General features: G+C 53.3%; 18 protein-coding genes. All 18 read left to right on the top strand.

Annotated features, from left to right (window positions below):
- The first annotated feature begins 84 nt into the window (after positions 1 to 84).
- On the top strand, positions 85 to 1,548 hold the full coding sequence (locus tag EA58_RS02205; RefSeq protein WP_036748462.1) for a sigma-54 dependent transcriptional regulator: 1,464 nt from the start codon (positions 85 to 87) through the stop codon (positions 1,546 to 1,548).
- Between the two features lie 174 nt (positions 1,549 to 1,722).
- Complete coding sequence (locus EA58_RS02210) at positions 1,723 to 2,784, top strand: sensor histidine kinase (RefSeq protein WP_036748868.1); 1,062 nt, start codon at positions 1,723 to 1,725, stop codon at positions 2,782 to 2,784.
- The gene (locus EA58_RS02215; RefSeq protein WP_036748464.1) at positions 2,781 to 4,178 is read left to right on the top strand and encodes a sigma-54-dependent transcriptional regulator; all 1,398 of its coding nucleotides are present in this window, start codon (positions 2,781 to 2,783) and stop codon (positions 4,176 to 4,178) included. Before EA58_RS02210 ends, EA58_RS02215 begins: the two co-directional genes overlap by 4 nt.
- 115 nt (positions 4,179 to 4,293) lie before the next feature.
- Entirely contained in the window at positions 4,294 to 4,605 is a 312-nt protein-coding gene (gene fliE, locus EA58_RS02220) for a flagellar hook-basal body complex protein FliE (RefSeq protein ID WP_036748467.1), read from the top strand.
- A gap of 16 nt (positions 4,606 to 4,621) precedes the next feature.
- Positions 4,622 to 6,358, top strand: coding sequence for a flagellar basal-body MS-ring/collar protein FliF (fliF, locus tag EA58_RS02225; protein WP_036748469.1), 1,737 nt, complete (start codon positions 4,622 to 4,624; stop codon positions 6,356 to 6,358).
- Entirely contained in the window at positions 6,348 to 7,391 is a 1,044-nt protein-coding gene (fliG, locus tag EA58_RS02230) for a flagellar motor switch protein FliG (protein ID WP_036748471.1), read from the top strand. Before fliF ends, fliG begins: the two co-directional genes overlap by 11 nt.
- An 18-nt stretch (positions 7,392 to 7,409) precedes the next feature.
- Positions 7,410 to 8,225 (top strand): flagellar assembly protein FliH, encoded by an 816-nt coding sequence (fliH, locus tag EA58_RS02235; RefSeq protein WP_036748474.1) that lies wholly within the window; start codon positions 7,410 to 7,412, stop codon positions 8,223 to 8,225.
- On the top strand, positions 8,222 to 9,538 hold the full coding sequence (gene fliI, locus EA58_RS02240; protein ID WP_036748476.1) for a flagellar protein export ATPase FliI: 1,317 nt from the start codon (positions 8,222 to 8,224) through the stop codon (positions 9,536 to 9,538). Before fliH ends, fliI begins: the two co-directional genes overlap by 4 nt.
- A 33-nt stretch (positions 9,539 to 9,571) precedes the next feature.
- The gene (gene fliJ / locus EA58_RS02245) at positions 9,572 to 10,012 is read left to right on the top strand and encodes a flagellar export protein FliJ (protein ID WP_036748478.1); all 441 of its coding nucleotides are present in this window, start codon (positions 9,572 to 9,574) and stop codon (positions 10,010 to 10,012) included.
- Positions 10,013 to 10,118: 106 nt separating this feature from the next.
- A complete protein-coding gene (locus EA58_RS20785; protein ID WP_051641849.1) occupies positions 10,119 to 11,555 on the top strand; it encodes a flagellar hook-length control protein FliK in 1,437 nt (478 codons plus the stop codon).
- Between the two features lie 71 nt (positions 11,556 to 11,626).
- Positions 11,627 to 12,118 (top strand): flagellar basal body-associated protein FliL, encoded by a 492-nt coding sequence (gene fliL / locus EA58_RS02255; protein ID WP_036748480.1) that lies wholly within the window; start codon positions 11,627 to 11,629, stop codon positions 12,116 to 12,118.
- 7 nt (positions 12,119 to 12,125) lie between these two features.
- Positions 12,126 to 13,172, top strand: a complete 1,047-nt coding sequence (fliM, locus tag EA58_RS02260) for a flagellar motor switch protein FliM (protein ID WP_036748483.1) — start codon at positions 12,126 to 12,128, stop codon at positions 13,170 to 13,172.
- Between the two features lie 12 nt (positions 13,173 to 13,184).
- Entirely contained in the window at positions 13,185 to 13,577 is a 393-nt protein-coding gene (gene fliN / locus EA58_RS02265) for a flagellar motor switch protein FliN (RefSeq protein ID WP_036748486.1), read from the top strand.
- Positions 13,578 to 13,581: 4 nt separating this feature from the next.
- Positions 13,582 to 13,971 (top strand): flagellar biosynthetic protein FliO, encoded by a 390-nt coding sequence (gene fliO, locus EA58_RS02270; protein ID WP_036748488.1) that lies wholly within the window; start codon positions 13,582 to 13,584, stop codon positions 13,969 to 13,971.
- Complete coding sequence (gene fliP / locus EA58_RS02275; protein WP_036748490.1) at positions 13,968 to 14,822, top strand: flagellar type III secretion system pore protein FliP; 855 nt, start codon at positions 13,968 to 13,970, stop codon at positions 14,820 to 14,822. The genes fliO and fliP overlap by 4 nt, the downstream gene beginning before the upstream one ends.
- Positions 14,823 to 14,844: 22 nt before the next feature.
- On the top strand, positions 14,845 to 15,114 hold the full coding sequence (gene fliQ, locus EA58_RS02280) for a flagellar biosynthesis protein FliQ (protein ID WP_036748493.1): 270 nt from the start codon (positions 14,845 to 14,847) through the stop codon (positions 15,112 to 15,114).
- An 11-nt stretch (positions 15,115 to 15,125) separates the two neighbouring features.
- Entirely contained in the window at positions 15,126 to 15,908 is a 783-nt protein-coding gene (fliR, locus tag EA58_RS02285; RefSeq protein WP_036748495.1) for a flagellar biosynthetic protein FliR, read from the top strand.
- 20 nt (positions 15,909 to 15,928) lie between these two features.
- Positions 15,929 to 17,059 (top strand): flagellar biosynthesis protein FlhB, encoded by a 1,131-nt coding sequence (gene flhB, locus EA58_RS02290; protein ID WP_036748498.1) that lies wholly within the window; start codon positions 15,929 to 15,931, stop codon positions 17,057 to 17,059.
- Positions 17,060 to 17,094 lie beyond the last annotated feature (35 nt).

A 17,094-nucleotide genomic window follows, 5' to 3' on the forward strand; every position in this document is an offset into this window, starting at 1 on the left:
TACAATGGACAGCAATTAATCGTTGGTTGCTGTTCCGTTCGAATACGCCATAAGAATAGATAAAGACAGGCAAGTATCACTTCTATGCAAGGTTTAGCGAAAACCCTCGTCATTGATGACGACCCGCAGCACCGCCACGATCTCAGCGTGATCCTCAACTTTGTCGGTGAGCAGCATGAAGCGATATCCACCGATGAAGCTGACAATACACTGTGGGATCAACCCTGGGGTGCCTGCTTAATCGGTCATATCCATTCTGTGAAGAAACAGAATCAGGTGCTGGAACAACTGCGTCAGCGGTATCAAATCCCTGTACTGACCATGCCCGAGCTTGAAAAAGCGGTTTCCGGTATGCCAAATTTTGTTGGTGTGCTGGCGCATCCGCTGCATTACACACAGCTCATGGATGCACTGCGTCACTGCCAGGAATTTCAAGGTAAACACAGTTTCCAGGTGCCGCAACTGGCGCGTAAAAATACCCTTTTCCGCAGCATGGTCGGACGCAGCGAAAGTATCAGCCAGGTCCGTCATCTGATTGAACAGGTGGCCGGAACAGATGCGAATGTGCTGATCCTGGGTGAGTCCGGCACGGGCAAAGAAGTCGTTGCCCGGAATATTCACTACCATTCCTGCCGTGGAAAAGGGCCATTTGTGCCAGTGAACTGTGGCGCGATCCCGCCGGATCTACTGGAAAGCGAGTTGTTTGGTCACGAAAAAGGGGCGTTTACCGGGGCGATTTCTGCCCGAAAAGGCCGCTTTGAACTGGCTGAAGGCGGTACGCTCTTTCTGGATGAAATTGGCGACATGCCCATGCCGATGCAGGTTAAGCTATTACGGGTGATCCAGGAGCGCTGTTTTGAGCGTGTTGGCGGGAATCAGTCGATTAAAGCGAATGTCCGGATCATCGCCGCGACACATCGCAACTTGGATCAAATGATTGCTGAAAATCAGTTCCGCGAAGATCTGTATTACCGGTTGAATGTATTCCCGATTGAAACGCCGTCATTGCGTGAGCGTCTGGAAGATATCCCGTTGCTGCTGCAGGAATTACTGACCCGAATGGAAGCTGAAGGCGCGAAGCCGGTTCATTTCACGCCAAGGGCGATCACTTCTCTGATGGAACACGACTGGCCGGGCAATGTGCGGGAACTGGCGAATCTGGTTGAGCGTCTGATGATTCTCTATCCGGGGGAGATGGTCGATGTGAATCACTTGCCGGTGAAATATCGTTACTGTGAGCTGCCTGATTTCCGTCCGGAAGAGCGCACCATGTCGGTTGAAGATGAAGAGCGTGCCTTACTGGCAGACGTCTTTTCCAGTGGCTATCAGGAATCGGATGAGAATTTTGGCTTCAGCGATTTACCGCCTGAAGGATTGAACCTTAAGGAAATGCTGGCCGAACTTGAAGTGGATATGATTCGTCAGGCGCTGGAAGCACAGGCCGGTGTGGTGGCTAGAGCAGCAGACATGCTGGGTATGCGGCGAACAACGCTGGTGGAAAAAATGCGCAAGTACAATATTTCGACTAAAGAAGTGAACAATGCTTAATTGCCGCCAGGGCTGAGTTTGTCATTTTATTGCCCTGTCAGAGGAGCGGTGTCAAATTTATGACATCGCTCTTTTTTATTTCTGTCGGTTAACGCATTGATTTTATGTGGTTATTTTTGGCATAAAACATGCTTGGTTCTTATCAGTTAGGGAATCGTGTCAAAAGGTGTCAAGGTGGAAGAAGGACAATCAGTCTCCCCGCTGGGAAACCTCAGTCAGCAGGTCAGTCGTTACAAGCAAGTTCTTGAAGTGATGCCGACAGGCGTGATCTTGCTCGATGGGATGGGAAAAGTATGTGAAGCCAACCCCGAAGCTGTCCGCCTGTTAGGAGAGCCGCTGGCAGGAGAGCGCTGGGTGGCTGTCATCCAGCGTGCATTCGCACCGCAGGAAGATGATGGTCATGAAATCTCTTTACGCAGTGGCCGTAAAGTGAAACTGGCGATTTCAGCATCAGACAGCGGGCAGTTGATTGTGATTACGGATATGACGGAAACCCGTCTGCTCCAGTCCCGGTTCAGTGAAATGCAGCGTCTATCGTCACTGGGGCGAATGGTCGCGTCACTGGCGCATCAGGTTCGGACGCCCTTGTCCAGTGCGATGCTGTATGCCGCCAACTTATCTTCACCGCAACTGACCCCCCAGACACGGGACAGGTTCCAGAGCAAGTTGATGGACCGGCTGCGTGACCTGGAAAAACAGGTCAACGACATGCTGCTGTTTGCCAAAGGCGGCGATAACAAAGTCGTTGCGGCTTTTACGCTGGAAAATCTGTTCAATGAACTGGATGCCATGATTGAAGCACAGGTGGTGGCGAGCCAGGTGGATTTTTCCATTGAATGTGATGATGAAAGCCCTTGTATTCTGGGGAATGTCAACGCGCTGGCCAGTGCGATTGGCAACCTGATCACCAATGCGATTCAGATGTCAGGCAAGCAGTGTACCGTCAGCCTGTCGGTTCTCTGCGAGGATGACACGATCCACCTGAGTGTGAAGGATAACGGACCGGGGATCGAGCCTGAAATGCAACAGAAAGTCTTTGAACCTTTTTTCACCACCCGACAGCAGGGGACTGGCCTTGGACTGGCGGTGGTTCAAATGGTCGCAAAGGCGCACAACGGTGGCCTCTCTCTGTTTTCCATACCGGGAGACGGTGCCACATTCACGCTGAGTCTACCGATGGCTGCATACACAGAGCCTGATAATCATGAACTGACAGTAACAGGAGAAGGGCGATGACAAGCCGGGTACTGATCGTTGAGGATGACGAAGGACTGCGCGAGGCCCTGGTCGACACACTGGCACTCGCCGGTTATCAATGGCTGGAAGCAGAAAGTGCGGAGCAGGCGCTGTTGCTGCTGAAGTCGGATAAGGTCGATATTGTTGTATCCGATGTTCAGATGGCTGGAATGGATGGGCTGGGCCTGTTACGCAATATCAAGCAGCACTGGCCTAAACTGCCGGTTTTGCTGATGACGGCGTATGCCAATATTGAAGATGCCGTTGCAGCCATGAAAGATGGTGCCATTGATTATATGGCGAAGCCATTTGCACCGGAAGTCCTGCTGAATATGGTCAGCCGCTATGCACCGGTGAAAGCGGAAAGCAGCCATGCCGTGGTGGCGGATGAAAAAAGCCTGAAGTTACTGGCGCTGGCTGAGCGTGTAGCCCAGACAGATGCCAGTGTCATGGTGCTGGGGCCGAGTGGTTCCGGGAAAGAAGTGATGTCCCGCTACATTCATCAGCACTCGACACGATGCGATGGCCCATTTATCGCCATTAACTGTGCCGCGATTCCTGACAATATGCTTGAAGCGACCTTGTTCGGCTATGAGAAAGGGGCCTTTACCGGTGCGGTTCAAGCCTGTCCAGGCAAGTTCGAACAGGCACAGGGGGGCACCATTTTGCTGGACGAAATCAGCGAAATGGATCTGAACCTGCAGGCGAAGTTATTGCGTGTGCTGCAGGAACGTGAAGTGGAAAGGTTAGGGAGCCGCAAGAGCATCAAACTGGATGTGCGTGTGCTGGCAACCAGTAACCGCGATCTGAAGCAGTATGTGGCGGAAGGAAATTTCCGGGAAGACCTTTACTACCGCTTAAATGTGTTTCCACTTGTTTGGCCGGCACTGGCGGAACGTCCGGGAGATATTTTGCCGCTGGCCAGCCATCTGGCTGAGCGACATTGCCAGAAACAGGGATTACCTGCGCCTGTTTTCTCGAAAGAGGCACAACACCGACTGTTACAGTACAACTGGCCTGGCAATGTCCGTGAGCTGGACAATGTGGTGCAGCGCGCCCTGATTCTGGCAGGAGAGGCTGAAATCGGCGGAGAACACATTCTGCTGGAGGGGCTGGACTGGATGGACGCGCAAGGATTGCAGCAGGCAGTTACGACCGCAGTGCCGGTCGCACCGACTGCCAGCGAGCCTCAGTTTATTCCGGTTCCCGCCGGTGTGAGTTCAGAAGGATTGGGCAGTGAGCTGCGTGAACAGGAGTTCGCGATTATTCTCGATGCGATTCAGGCCTGTGAAGGAAAACGCAAAGAAGTAGCCGAGCGTTTAGGCATCAGTCCGCGTACCTTACGGTACAAATTGGCCAAGATGAGAGACGCCGGAATCGAGATCCCAGTTTGACCATAAAAGATGAAATAACAGATTAATTTCATATTTTTGGCGTTAAGCTTGCACAACTTTATCTTTTAAAGCGCGATGGCTATTCAATCGTCAAAAAGTAGCACGGAGATAACAAATGAAAGTCAACGGATTTCTGTCAGAAATGCAGGCATTGAAAATGGAGGCGACGAATACCTCCCGTCCGGCGACCGGCGCGCAGGTGAGTGCCGATTTTGGTGCTGCCCTGCAAGACGCCATCCAGAATGTGAACGGTCTGCAAAAGACGTCCAGTGAACTGAGCAGCCGTTTTGATCAGGGCGATCGCAGCGTTTCGCTGTCTGACGTGATGATCGCCAGAAACAAATCCAGTGTAGCCTTTGAAGCAACGGTTCAGGTTCGAAATAAGCTGGTTGAAGCTTATAAAGAACTGATGAACATGCCGGTTTAATTCAGGAATTAAGTGAGTGTCGGAACAAACATCCAACGAACTCGCCGTAGCGGGTAATGCACCAGCCCCGATCGTTTCCGATAGCGATCTGGAGCTGCAAAATCCGGATCTTGAAGAAAAGAGTGCCACGCGTGTTGACAGCATGCTGGGCAATCTTGATTTGCTGCGTCAGGTGATTTTGGTGCTGTCGGTGGCGATTTGTGTTGCCTTGATTGTACTGGTGGTGGCCTGGCTGAAAGAGCCGGAAATGCGGCCATTAGGAAATTTTTCCACGGAAGAGTTGATTCCGATCCTGGACCATTTTGACCAGAAGAAGATCGAATATCAGCTAGATGGCAATACCATTCGTGTCCCAGCGGATCAGTACGGGGCGATGAAATTAGAGCTGACCCGTGCCGGGCTGAACAATCCGACTGCAGAAGGAGACGACATCCTGCTGCAGGATATGGGCTTTGGTGTTTCTCAGCGTCTGGAACAAGAGCGCCTGAAGCTTAGCCGTGAGCGTCAGCTTGCGCGGGCGATTGAACAAATCAGCCAGGTGCGCAAAGCACAGGTCTTGCTGGCGATGCCGAAACAGAGCGTTTTTGTTCGCCATAATCAGGAAGCCACCGCCAGTGTTTTCTTAACCCTGAGTACCGGCGGTACGCTGGGACAGCAGGAAGTGGATTCGATTGTTGATATGGTATCGACCGCGGTGCCGGGCCTGAAGCCTAGCCGTGTGACCGTGACCGATCAACATGGTCGTCTGCTGAGTTCAGGCACCGAAGACCCGGCAGCCACGGCGCGCCGCAAAGAATACGAGCTGGAGCGGAAACAGGAACAGGCACTGCGTGAAAAGATTGATGCAATTCTGATCCCTGTACTCGGTCTGGGCAACTATACCTCGCAGGTTGATGTCTCAATGGATTTCAGCGCGCAGGAAGAAACCCAGAAGCGTTTTGACCCGAATACACCGTCAACCCGAAGTGAATACACGCTGGAAGATTACAACAATGGACGTGCTGTCGCCGGGATTCCGGGGGCGCTGAGTAACCAGCCGCCGCAGGATTCGTCGATTCCGCAGGATGTGATCGATCTGCAAACCGGGAAGGGCGGCGATGGCTCTGTCCACCGTGAAGCCACGCGAAATTTCGAGCTGGATACCACGATTCGTCACAAACGTTCGCAAACTGGCACGATTAGTCGTCAGACGGTTTCTGTGGCCGTGAACTATAAGCCACAGGTGAATCCGGAAACGGGTGAAGTGACCCGAATTCCTGTGACCGAAGCGGAACTGGCGAAAATCCGTCGTCTGTTGATGGGCGGTGTCGGCTTCCTGGAAGGCCGAGGCGATATGCTTGAAGTGATTTCCGTCCCGTTTGCCACGCAAGAGCAAGAGCGTGTGGTCGACATGCCAATCTGGGAACATCCGAATTTCAATACCTGGGTTCGCTGGTTGGCGGCTGCGCTGGTGATTGTTGCGATTCTGCTCATTCTGGTGCGACCTGCGATGCGCAAGCTGCTGTATCCGAATCAGGCTGCCGATGGTACGCCACTGGATGAAAATGGTATGCCAATTCTCGCAGACGGCGATGAGCTGATTGGCGCTGATCTGGATGGCGTTGAGGGCATTGACCTGACGAACAGTAATCTGGAGCTGCCAAATCTGCACAAAGATGATGACTTGCTGAAAGCCGTGCGTGCACTGGTAGCGAATGAGCCGGATCTGGCGGCGATGGTAGTGAAGAACTGGGTATACGAAGATGGCAAATGAAGTCGCGACTACTGAAGAGAAGCCCTTTGACATTGAGAGTCTCAGTGGCACGGAAAAAGCGGCAATATTACTGCTCAGCCTGAATGAGCAGGATGCTGCTTCGATTATCCGCCATCTGGAACCGAAACAGGTTCAGCGGGTGGGTGGTGCCATGGCCAGCATGAAGGAACTGAGCACGGAAAAAGCTTCGGCTGTTCACCGTCAGTTCCTGACCGATATTCAGAAATACACCAGCATTGGGATGGGCAGTGCGGACTTTGTCCGCAATACCCTGATTGCGGCCCTGGGTGAAGATAAGGCGAACAACCTGGTCGATCAGATCCTGATGGGCAGCGGCTCCCGGGGTCTGGATTCACTGAAATGGATGGATCCACGCCAGGTGGCCAGTATCATTCTCAACGAACACCCGCAGATCCAGACAATCGTTCTGTCTTACCTGGACCCGGAGCAATCGGCAGAGATTCTGTCTCAGTTCCCGGAGCGGGTTCGTCTGGATCTGATGATGCGGATTGCCAACCTGGAAGAAGTTCAGCCTGCGGCACTGCACGAGCTGAACGATATCATGGAGAAACAGTTTGCCGGTCAGGCTGGTGCTCAGGCCGCGAAGATTGGCGGCATGAAGGCTGCAGCCGATATCATGAACTACCTCGACAACAACATCGAAGGTTTGCTGATGGAGCAAATCCGCGAGAACGACGAGGAAATGGCGGTTCAGATCGAAGATCTGATGTTCGTGTTCGAAAACCTTGCCGAGGTGGACGACCGGGGTATCCAGAGTCTGCTGCGCGAAGTGCCGCAGGAACTGTTGCAGAAAGCCCTCAAAGGTGCCGACGATATGCTGCGTGAGAAGATCATGCGCAACATGTCCAAGCGTGCTGCTGATTTGCTGATGGACGATCTGGAAGCCATGGGACCGATTCGTGTGTCTGACGTGGAAGCGGCACAGAAAGAAATTCTGTCGATTGCCCGTCGTTTAGCTGAAGCCGGTGAGCTGTTGCTAAATGGTGGCGGTGGTCAGGATGAGTATCTCTAATTCAGTTGGGGAAACAGAATGACGATGGAACGCCGTCGCGGCTTTGTGCGTTTGAGTGGTCATCAGGCTGAAGAACTGGAACGCTGGGCGTATCCGGATTATACCGAAGCTGAACAAGCTCCGGCGGATAATGCGCTGAATTATGATCCCAGCTGGCGGCCAGTGGTCATGGATACTGAAGAGCCTGAACCGCAGCCACTGACAGCCGCTGAGCTGGAAGATATTCGTCAGTCCGCTTATGAAGAAGGACTGGATGAGGGCCGGGCAGCCGGACATGCCGAAGGTTTTGAAACGGGCCGTCAGGAAGGCGTGGCCACCGGTCATCAGGAAGGTTTGGCTGCTGGCCATGAAGAAGGGCTGGCCGCCGGTCAGGCGGAGATTGAAACACACGTTGCCAGCCTGACGAACATTGTGAATCAACTGGCTGAGCCTTTACGGCAGGTCGATCACGAGGTCGAGAGCCAGTTAGTCAACATGGTGCTGCTTTTAACCCGTGAACTGATCCGGGTGGAAGTTCAGACGAACCCGCAGGTCATCCTGTCGACCGTCCGTGAGGCTGTGGCCGCTTTGCCGCTGGCTTCGCAGCAACTCACCCTCCAGTTACACCCGGAAGATCTGGCGCTGGTACAGTCGGCTTACGGCCAGCAGGCGCTGGAAGACCGTCACTGGCAGTTACTGGCAGAGCCGGGGCTGTCTCGTGGGGATGTTCAGATTGAGGCTGGAGATTCCAGTGTCGATTACCGGATGGAAGACCGTATCCGACATCTGCTGTCGCAGTTCCTGGGGATGAATAACCGTCCGGCTGATGAGGCACCACAGGAGTCTGGGGAATGACCCTGGCACAACGTCTGGCGAGCTATCAAACAGAGTCGCTGGCCAATCGACCTGTCGCCTCCGGGCGGCTGGTTCGTGTCGTTGGTCTGACCTTAGAAGCCATTGGTTGCCGAGCACCGGTTGGCAGTGTCTGCCAGGTCGAAGCCATTCAGGGCAACATTGAAGCCGAAGTCGTTGGCTTTAGTGGTGAGACCCTTTTCCTGATGCCAAGTGAACAGCTGACGGGCGTGATGCCGGGCGCGAAAGTGACCCCATTGATGAATGATGGTGGCCTGCCGGTCGGTCCTGAGTTACTGGGCCGGGTGATTGACGGTATGGGCAATCCGCTGGATGGTAAAGGCCGTCTCTACACCGCGTCACGAGCTTCTCTGAATGCTGAGCCGATCAATCCCCTTGCACGTAAACCGATTCATGAACCCCTGGATGTGGGTCTTAAGGCCATCAATGGATTGCTGACCGTTGGTAAAGGCCAGCGGATTGGCCTGTTTGCCGGTTCCGGTGTGGGTAAATCCGTCACGCTGGGTATGATGACCCGAGGCACGACGGCTCAGGTTGTCGTCGTGGGTCTGATCGGTGAGCGTGGCCGAGAGGTGAAAGAATTTATTGACGAGATCCTGGGCGAAGAAGGTCGCCAGCGCTCCGTCGTTGTTGCAGCACCGGCAGATGCCTCGCCGTTGATGCGTTTAAAAGGTTGTCAGACAGCCCTGACCGTCGCCGAGTATTTCCGCGATCAGGGGCTGGATGTTTTGTTGTTGATGGATTCTCTGACCCGTTTTGCCCAGGCACAACGGGAAATTGCGCTGTCGATTGGCGAACCACCCGCCACCAAAGGTTATCCGCCTTCCGTCTTTGCTAAATTACCGGCACTGGTGGAACGTGCGGGCAATGGCGGTGAAGATCAGGGCTCGATTACCGCATTTTTTACGGTGCTGACGGAAGGGGATGACCTTCAGGATCCGATTGCGGATGCCTCACGGGCGATTCTTGATGGCCACATTGTTCTGTCTCGTGAGATGGCGGATGCCGGTCATTATCCGGCCATTGATGTGGAACGTTCAGTCAGTCGGGTCATGCCTGCGATTGTCAGTGAAGAACAGATGGTGATGTCGAAAGCGGTTCGCCAGATTTTGTCCATTTGCCGTAAAAACCAAGAGCTGGTGGCCATTGGAGCCTATAAGCCCGGCTCTGATCCGGCCATCGATCAGGCGTTTACACTGAAACCCCGGTTAGATGCTTATTTACAGCAAGGGATGAAAGAATCTGTTCCTTATGAAATGTGTGTGAATATGCTGCGTTCAACGCTGGGAGCCTGATGATGACTGGCTCGCAAGCAACGGGAGGCGATGATGTCTGAACGGGCGTTGGAGCTGATTCTTGAGCAGGCAAAAGAAAAGGAACATAACGCTTTTCTGGCGCTGGAGCAGGCGAAACGAGATCTCGATGGTTTTTATTTGCAGCGAGAGCAAATTGAAAAGTATCGCTTTGACTATTGCCGGCAGCTCACGGAGCGAGGGCAGAATGGCCTGACCGGCAGCCAGTTCAGCCACCTGCATAAGTTTCTGGGGCAGTTAGATGAAACGCTGGCTCAGCAGGCTGCAGCAGGCAGAGAATTCGAGCGTCAGGTTGAGCAGTGTGCGGACATCTGGCAAGAAACCCGTAAAGCGCGGAAGTCTGTCGAATGGTTGCTGGAGAAAAAAGGGGCTGAACGAGAACAGCGTTTAGCCCGACAGGAGCAAAAACTGATGGATGAGTTTGCCACCTTACAGTCTGCCCGACGGATGCGTTGAGCATTCATTTTGTTGAGCATCCTTTCTAATAAGTGGTTCGTTTTTTGCATGACTCACCTTAGCGCGACGACTTGGAACGTCAAATAATTGTCAAAGTAAGGTGGATATGAAACCGTCCAGTAGCATTGCTGTCGATTTTGGTTCGTCTGGAACTGCTCTTCGACCGGGGAAGACGGCTCAGCCTGATAGCCGTGAAGAGCAGGGCCTGCCAGGTTTTTCATCCAGTCTTGAGTCTGCTGTCCGTCATGACAAAAAGGCTGAGAGTGGGCGTCAAAAAATTGAACCTTCATCGACCCAGACTTCGAAATCCCGCCAACAGCCAGCCAGTGAATCTCGGGTCGGGAGCGGCAAGCGGCAGGAGCAGGCAAACGAGGTCAACGGCAAAGAAAAAATGAAGTCTTCAGACGAGACGAAAGGCTCGGATGAGCAGACAGAAGTGGCCTCTGAAGGCAATGAAGATAAAATTCGGGCGGATGCGGAAGCGCTCCTCGACAGACTGAATGCATCCAGCCAGCAATTACAAACGGCAAAGGATGGCAAAGATTTGCCACCGGATGCAGAAGCGCTGGAAGGGGAGGGGGCTGAGGCGGCTTTACTGGTTGGCGGAGCTGCCATGCAGCTATCGCAATCCGGTGTGCAGGGTGGCGAGGCCGAAATGAGTGATGAAGCCGATGCGCTGACGGCTGGCCGTCAGGGAAAGCTGGCTCAGATGCTGATGGCGCAAGGTAATGTACAGGCAGATTCGAAAGCGAAATCATCGGAGGCGGCAGCATTCGCTGGTGTTCAGAGCGCTGCACCGCTGGATTCAGCTCATGCAGACGGTGAAGCTCAACCCGACTGGCTGAATGAAGCCATTGCCCGGCTGACGGCGTCGAAAGGCGGTGAAGCCGGCATGGCCGAAGGTGAGCACAGTGGTCATCAGCCTGGCAACGGTAATCCGGGGATGGCGGCAGGGCTGAATGCAGCACTGGCTGATGCCGGACTGCAGCTGGATGGCGCGCAGTCGGATGCACAGACAGCGACGGTTTCCGGGCAACATCAGTCGTTACAGACGATGGCTGCAGGTTTACAGCGCGGTGATGCGGCACAGACGCAGCAACCCCCTTTACCGCTTCAGCGGGACATGGCTGGGGAGCAATTGGCAGAACGTGTCCAGATGTTGATGAGCAAGAATCTCAAGCAGGTCGATATTCGTCTGGATCCGCCTGAGCTGGGACGCTTACAGATTAAACTGCACATCAACAATGATCAGGCCTCGGTTCAGTTTAACGTCGGGAATGCTCAGACCCGGGATCTGGTTGAGCATGCCATGCCAAGGCTGCGTGAATTACTTCAGCAGCAGGGAATTCAATTGGCGCAGAGCAGTGTTCAACAGGATAGTGGCCAACAACTGGCGGGTCAGCATACGGGCGGTCAGCAGCAGGATGAACACGGTTCGGCACGCGGTGGGCAAAGCGATCCGCTTCAGTCTGATGAGGACACAGGCAATGCGGTTGCCATGACCGTCAGTGAACAACGCGACGGCATCGATTACTATGCCTGAGGCTGAAAAGGTTCAGGCCAGCGCATCGCAGAGACAATTACAGAGACAATTTACCTTTAGGTCACGGAATTATGGCTGAAGAAGCGACAACAATCACAAACAGCAAAAAGCGCCTTATTTTATTATTACTGGCTTTGATTCCCGTACTTCTGGGCGGCGGGGCTGCATGGTATTTCCTGTCGGATAATGCGTTGTCAGACGATATGACCAGTGCCGATGTTGCGAAAGCGGCTGGAAAGCCAGAGCCTGCTTATTACGTGATTTTGCCAAATCCCTTTATTTTCAACGTGACCGGGGATACTCAGCAACGTCTGGTTCAGGTGAAGGTTCAGCTGATGGTGCGGGGAGACGAGAATGATACCCTGGCACGCCAGCACATTCCGTTGGTTGAGAGTACTTTGCTTCAATCATTCGGGGCGGCCAGTGTTGAGCAGTTACGTTCACCCAGCGGTCGTCTTGAACTGCGTTTGCAGGCGCTGCAATCTGTACAGTCAGCACTGGTGAAAGTGTCTGGCAATCCTGTCATCGAACAGGTTCTGTTTACCGGCTTCGTAATGCAATAGGTTTCTTGTGACTGATTTACTTACCCAAGACGAAATTGATGCGCTGCTGCATGGCGTCGATGATGTAGACGATGAGCAACCCAAACAGCAGGAAGGCCCTGGGGTTATTTCGTTCGACTTTTCATCTCAGGACCGCATTGTCCGCGGTCGGATGCCAACGCTTGAGCTGATCAACGAGCGCTTTGCCCGTCATATGCGGATCAGCCTGTTTAACATGCTGCGTAAGACCGCAGAAGTCTCCATTAATGGCGTACAGATGCTGAAGTTCGGTGAATACCAGAACACGCTGTACGTACCGACCAGTCTGAACATGGTGCGTTTCCGTCCGCTGAAAGGGACGGCATTGATTACCATGGAAGCCCGGCTGGTGTTTATTCTGGTCGAAAACTTCTTCGGGGGGGATGGCCGGTTCCATGCCAAGATTGAAGGCCGTGAATTTACACCCACGGAGCGCCGTATCGTTCAGATGCTGCTGAAGCTGGTTTTTGAAGATTACCGTGAGGCTTGGTCGCCGGTCATGGGGGTGGAGTTTGAGTATCTCGACTCTGAAGTGAACCCGACCATGGCAAACATTGTTAGTCCGACTGAAGTCATTGTCGTCAGCTCGTTCCACATTGAGATCGATGGTGGCGGCGGTGATTTTCATGTGGTGATGCCATATTCCATGGTGGAACCTATCCGCGAACTGCTGGATGCCGGTGTCCAAAGTGACAAGATGGATACCGATGTCCGCTGGAGCAAAGCACTGCGCGACGAAGTGATGGACGTCGAGATTAATTTGCGTGCCAAGCTGTTGGATATTGACCTGACGCTGCGCGATCTGATGGAACTGCGCAGTGGTGATGTGATCCCGGTGGAAATGCCTGAGTCGGCCACGCTCTTTGTTGAGGATCTGCCGACATACCGCGGTAAAATGGGCAAATCCGGCGATCATATTGCGATGAAGATAACAGAAAAATTGAAGCGGCCCGATACGGTGAAGACAGATTTGGCATTCCTGGATGGGGATGAGCTGAGTCCGACATTCTCCGTCACAGACCCGATTGACGATTAATACAGGTGATTTATGTCAGAAAAAGATCAACAAGTTGCTGACGATTGGGCGTCTGCTCTTGCGGAGCAGACCATTGATGGCTCGGTTGAAGCAGCACCCCTGGAAGAGCTGAAAGACGAGAGTACGCCAATTTCAGACGATGAACGCCGTCGTCTGGATACGATTATGGATATCCCGGTGACGATTTCGATGGAAGTCGGCCGCACCAAAATTAGTATCCGTAACCTGCTGCAGCTCAACCAAGGCTCGGTCGTCGAGCTTGACCGCGTGGCGGGTGAGTCGCTGGATGTGCTGGTGAACGGCACGCTGATCGCTCACGGTGAAGTGGTTGTGGTGAACGACAAGTTCGGTATCCGCTTGACTGATGTGATCAGCCAGACTGAACGTATTAAGAAGCTGCGGTAAGGGCATGAAGGGAAAGAAAATCATCCTGGCCACTGCGCTGGCAGCGTTGGGGTCACCCGTTTTTGCTGCGGCACCGGAAATTGATATGGGCGCGACGTTTGGATCGCTGCTGTTGGTTCTGGTGCTGATTGTTTTCCTGGCCTGGCTTCTGCGTCGGATGAAATTGCCTGGTGTGACCGGCGGCGATAATGGCTTGCAGGTGATCCGCCAGGTGGTCGTGGGCCAGCGTGAGCGGATTGTGCTGGTTCAGGTCGGTGAAGAGCAATTACTCATCGGCGTGACTCCTCAAAATATCTCTATGCTGACCAAACTGGATAAACCGTTGCCTGTTGAAACGCGTACAGGCAATGGGGAATTTGCTCAGCAACTCAGTAAGCTGTTGAAAAAACAATGATACACCGACTGAAATTACTGCCCTGGATTGCAGGTTTGCTGTGTCTGCTGATGTCCGGGCTGGCGCAGGCACAAAGTGAAGAAGGCGGCCTTGGTAAGGTCGCCAGCAGCAGTGTCACTGTCAGTGAAATGAAAAGTGATAAAGGCGCTGCGACACTTCTGACAACCAAAGGTGGCGGTGGCATTCCGGCTTTTTCTGTTTCGGTGAACCCGGACGGCAGCGAAGACTATTCTGTGACCCTGCAAATTCTGGCGCTGATGACCGCGCTGGGTTTCCTGCCGGCCATTGTGATTCTGATGACGTCATTTACCCGGATTGTGGTGGTGATGTCGATTCTTCGTCAGGCATTGGGTTTGCAGCAGACGCCATCCAATCAGGTGATCATCGGGATCGCGCTGTTTATGACCTTTTTCGTGATGTCACCGGTGCTGGATGAGATCAATACCAAGGCGGTTCAGCCGTACATCAATGAAGAAATGACGGCTCGGGAGGCGCTGACGGCGGCTCAGGATCCGCTGCGTCAGTTCATGCTCAAGCAGACTCGGGTGAAAGATCTGGAAACGTTCGTTGATATGTCTGGTTCAACAGCGACGGATCCACAGGAAGTACCAATGACGGTGCTGATCCCGGCTTTCATTACCTCTGAACTGAAAACCGCGTTCCAGATTGGTTTTATGCTTTTCCTGCCGTTTTTGATCATCGATCTGGTTGTGGCATCGGTGCTGATGGCGATGGGGATGATGATGCTGTCACCCATGATTGTATCGTTGCCGTTTAAACTCATGCTGTTTGTGCTGGTAGATGGCTGGAACCTGATCCTGTCAACGCTGGCCGGCAGTTTTGGCACCTGAAAACTGAAGAAGGAAACGCACGATGACGCCGGAATCCTTTGTCGAAATCTTTCAGGAAGCCCTTTATATGGTCTTGCTGATGGTGACGCTGATTGTCGTCCCTGGCTTGCTGATTGGTTTAGTGGTTGCCATTTTCCAGGCGGCAACCTCCATTAACGAACAGACGCTGAGTTTTTTACCGCGTCTGGTCGTGACACTGGCTGCACTGATGCTCTTCGGTCATATGATGACCCGGATGCTGATGGATTATTTCTATCGCATCATTGAGCAAATTCCTCAGATCCTCTACTGAGTCAGCGGCGCATGCATTATCCTGCAGAGATCATTCTTGAGTGGCTGGCGAACTACTTCTGGCCCCTGACCCGGATTGGCGCCATGATGATGAGCATGACCTTCTTTGGTGCCCGCTTTGTCTCAATGCGGATCCGGCTGTATTTGTCTCTGGCCGTTACTTTCGCGGTCATGCCGGTTCTGCCTGCGGTGCCGGATACGATTCCTTTACTGTCATTTCAGGGATTTCTGACCACGGCACAGCAAGTGGTGATTGGTGTCGCGATGGGGCTGGTCACGCAGTTTGTGACGCAGACTTTCGTGCTGCTCGGGCAGATACTGGGGATGCAGTCGAGTCTGGGTTTTGCCTCGATGGTCGACCCGGCAAACGGGCAAAATACACCGGTATTGGGTCAGTTTTATATGATGCTGGCCATCATGCTCTTTCTGGCAACAGACGGGCACCTGACCATGCTCAATCTGGTCGTGCTCAGCTTCACGACGCTGCCTGTGGGAACATCAATGTTGCAGGCTGTCGATTATCAGCTGTTGGCGGGCTGGTTTGGCCTGATGTTTAAAACCGGTCTGACCATGTCGCTGGCCGGGATCATTGCGCTGCTGACTGTGAACCTGTCTTTTGGCGTCATGACCAGAGCTGCGCCGCAGTTGAATATTTTCTCGCTGGGCTTCTCGTTTGCCCTGTTGCTGGGATTATTTATCAGCTGGTATCTGCTGGTTGGCATTCTGGCACATTATGAAGAACACTGGCAGTTAGGCACCGAGCAGATTTGCAGCCTGATCCGGCTGGATTGCTGAGTTAAAAGGGAGAGGCACAGGTGGCGGATTCAGACGGTCAGGAACGTACAGAACAGGCAACCCCCCGAAGGTTGCAGCAGGCGCGGGAAAAGGGTCAGGTACCGCGCTCAAGAGAGCTGGCGTCCGTTGCAGTCCTGGTTTCAGGCGCTGTAGGTCTGATGTGGTTTGGCGAAATGCTGGCGACGGCCATGAGCGAAGTCATGCGTAAGCTGTTTACGCTCAGTCGCGAAGAAGTGTTCGATTTTACCAAGCTGTTGTCTCTGACCGGAGACGCTATTTTGCACATGCTCTGGCCGTTGCTGCTGGTGCTGGTGTTTCTCTTTGTCGCTGCACTGATCGGCGCTTCAGCGCTTGGCGGAATTAACTTTTCCGCAGAAGCCGCCCGCCCTAAGTTCTCCCGGATGAATCCTGTCAGCGGGTTAAAGCGCATGATGGGCAAGCAAAGTGCTGTCGAATTGGTGAAGTCGATTCTCAAAGTCAGCCTGGTTGCCGGCGTGGCTTATTTCCTGATGTACAGCAGCCTGGAAGGTTTCTTTCAGCTCAGTATCGAAACTTACCCGAGTAATATTTTCCACGCGTTGGATATTCTGCTGAGATTTGTGTTGCTCATCTGTTGTTCGTTGCTGGTGGTGGTGGCGATCGATGTACCGTTTCAGATCTGGCAGCACAATGAACAGCTGAAAATGACCAAGCAGGAAGTGAAAGACGAGTACAAAGACGTTGAAGGTAAACCGGAAGTGAAAGGACGCATCCGGATGTTGCAGCGCGAAATGGCGCAGCGCCGGATGATGGCTGAAGTTCCGACCGCCGATGTAGTGATTACGAACCCGGAACACTTTTCTGTCGCACTTCGTTATGATCCCAAGCTTGACCGAGCCCCGGTGGTGGTGGCGAAAGGAACGGATCACATGGCCATGAAAATCCGGGAAATTGCCAACGAATATCAGATTGATATTGTGCCGGCACCGCCGCTGGCTCGTTCGCTGTATCACAGTACCGAGCTGGAACAGCAAATCCCGGATGGTTTGTTTGCGGCCGTGGCTCAGGTGCTGGCTTATGTTTTCCAGTTAAAACAGTACCGTCGGGGTCATGGAAAGCGTCCGAAGCTGTCGCCGGTGGCGATGGATATTCCGCCTGACTTGCGGCACTGATCACGGGTCGCAGAAAGTTTTGGCTGCAGGTCAAA

The organism is Photobacterium galatheae (genome assembly GCF_000695255.1).
Classification (GTDB): domain Bacteria; phylum Pseudomonadota; class Gammaproteobacteria; order Enterobacterales; family Vibrionaceae; genus Photobacterium; species Photobacterium galatheae.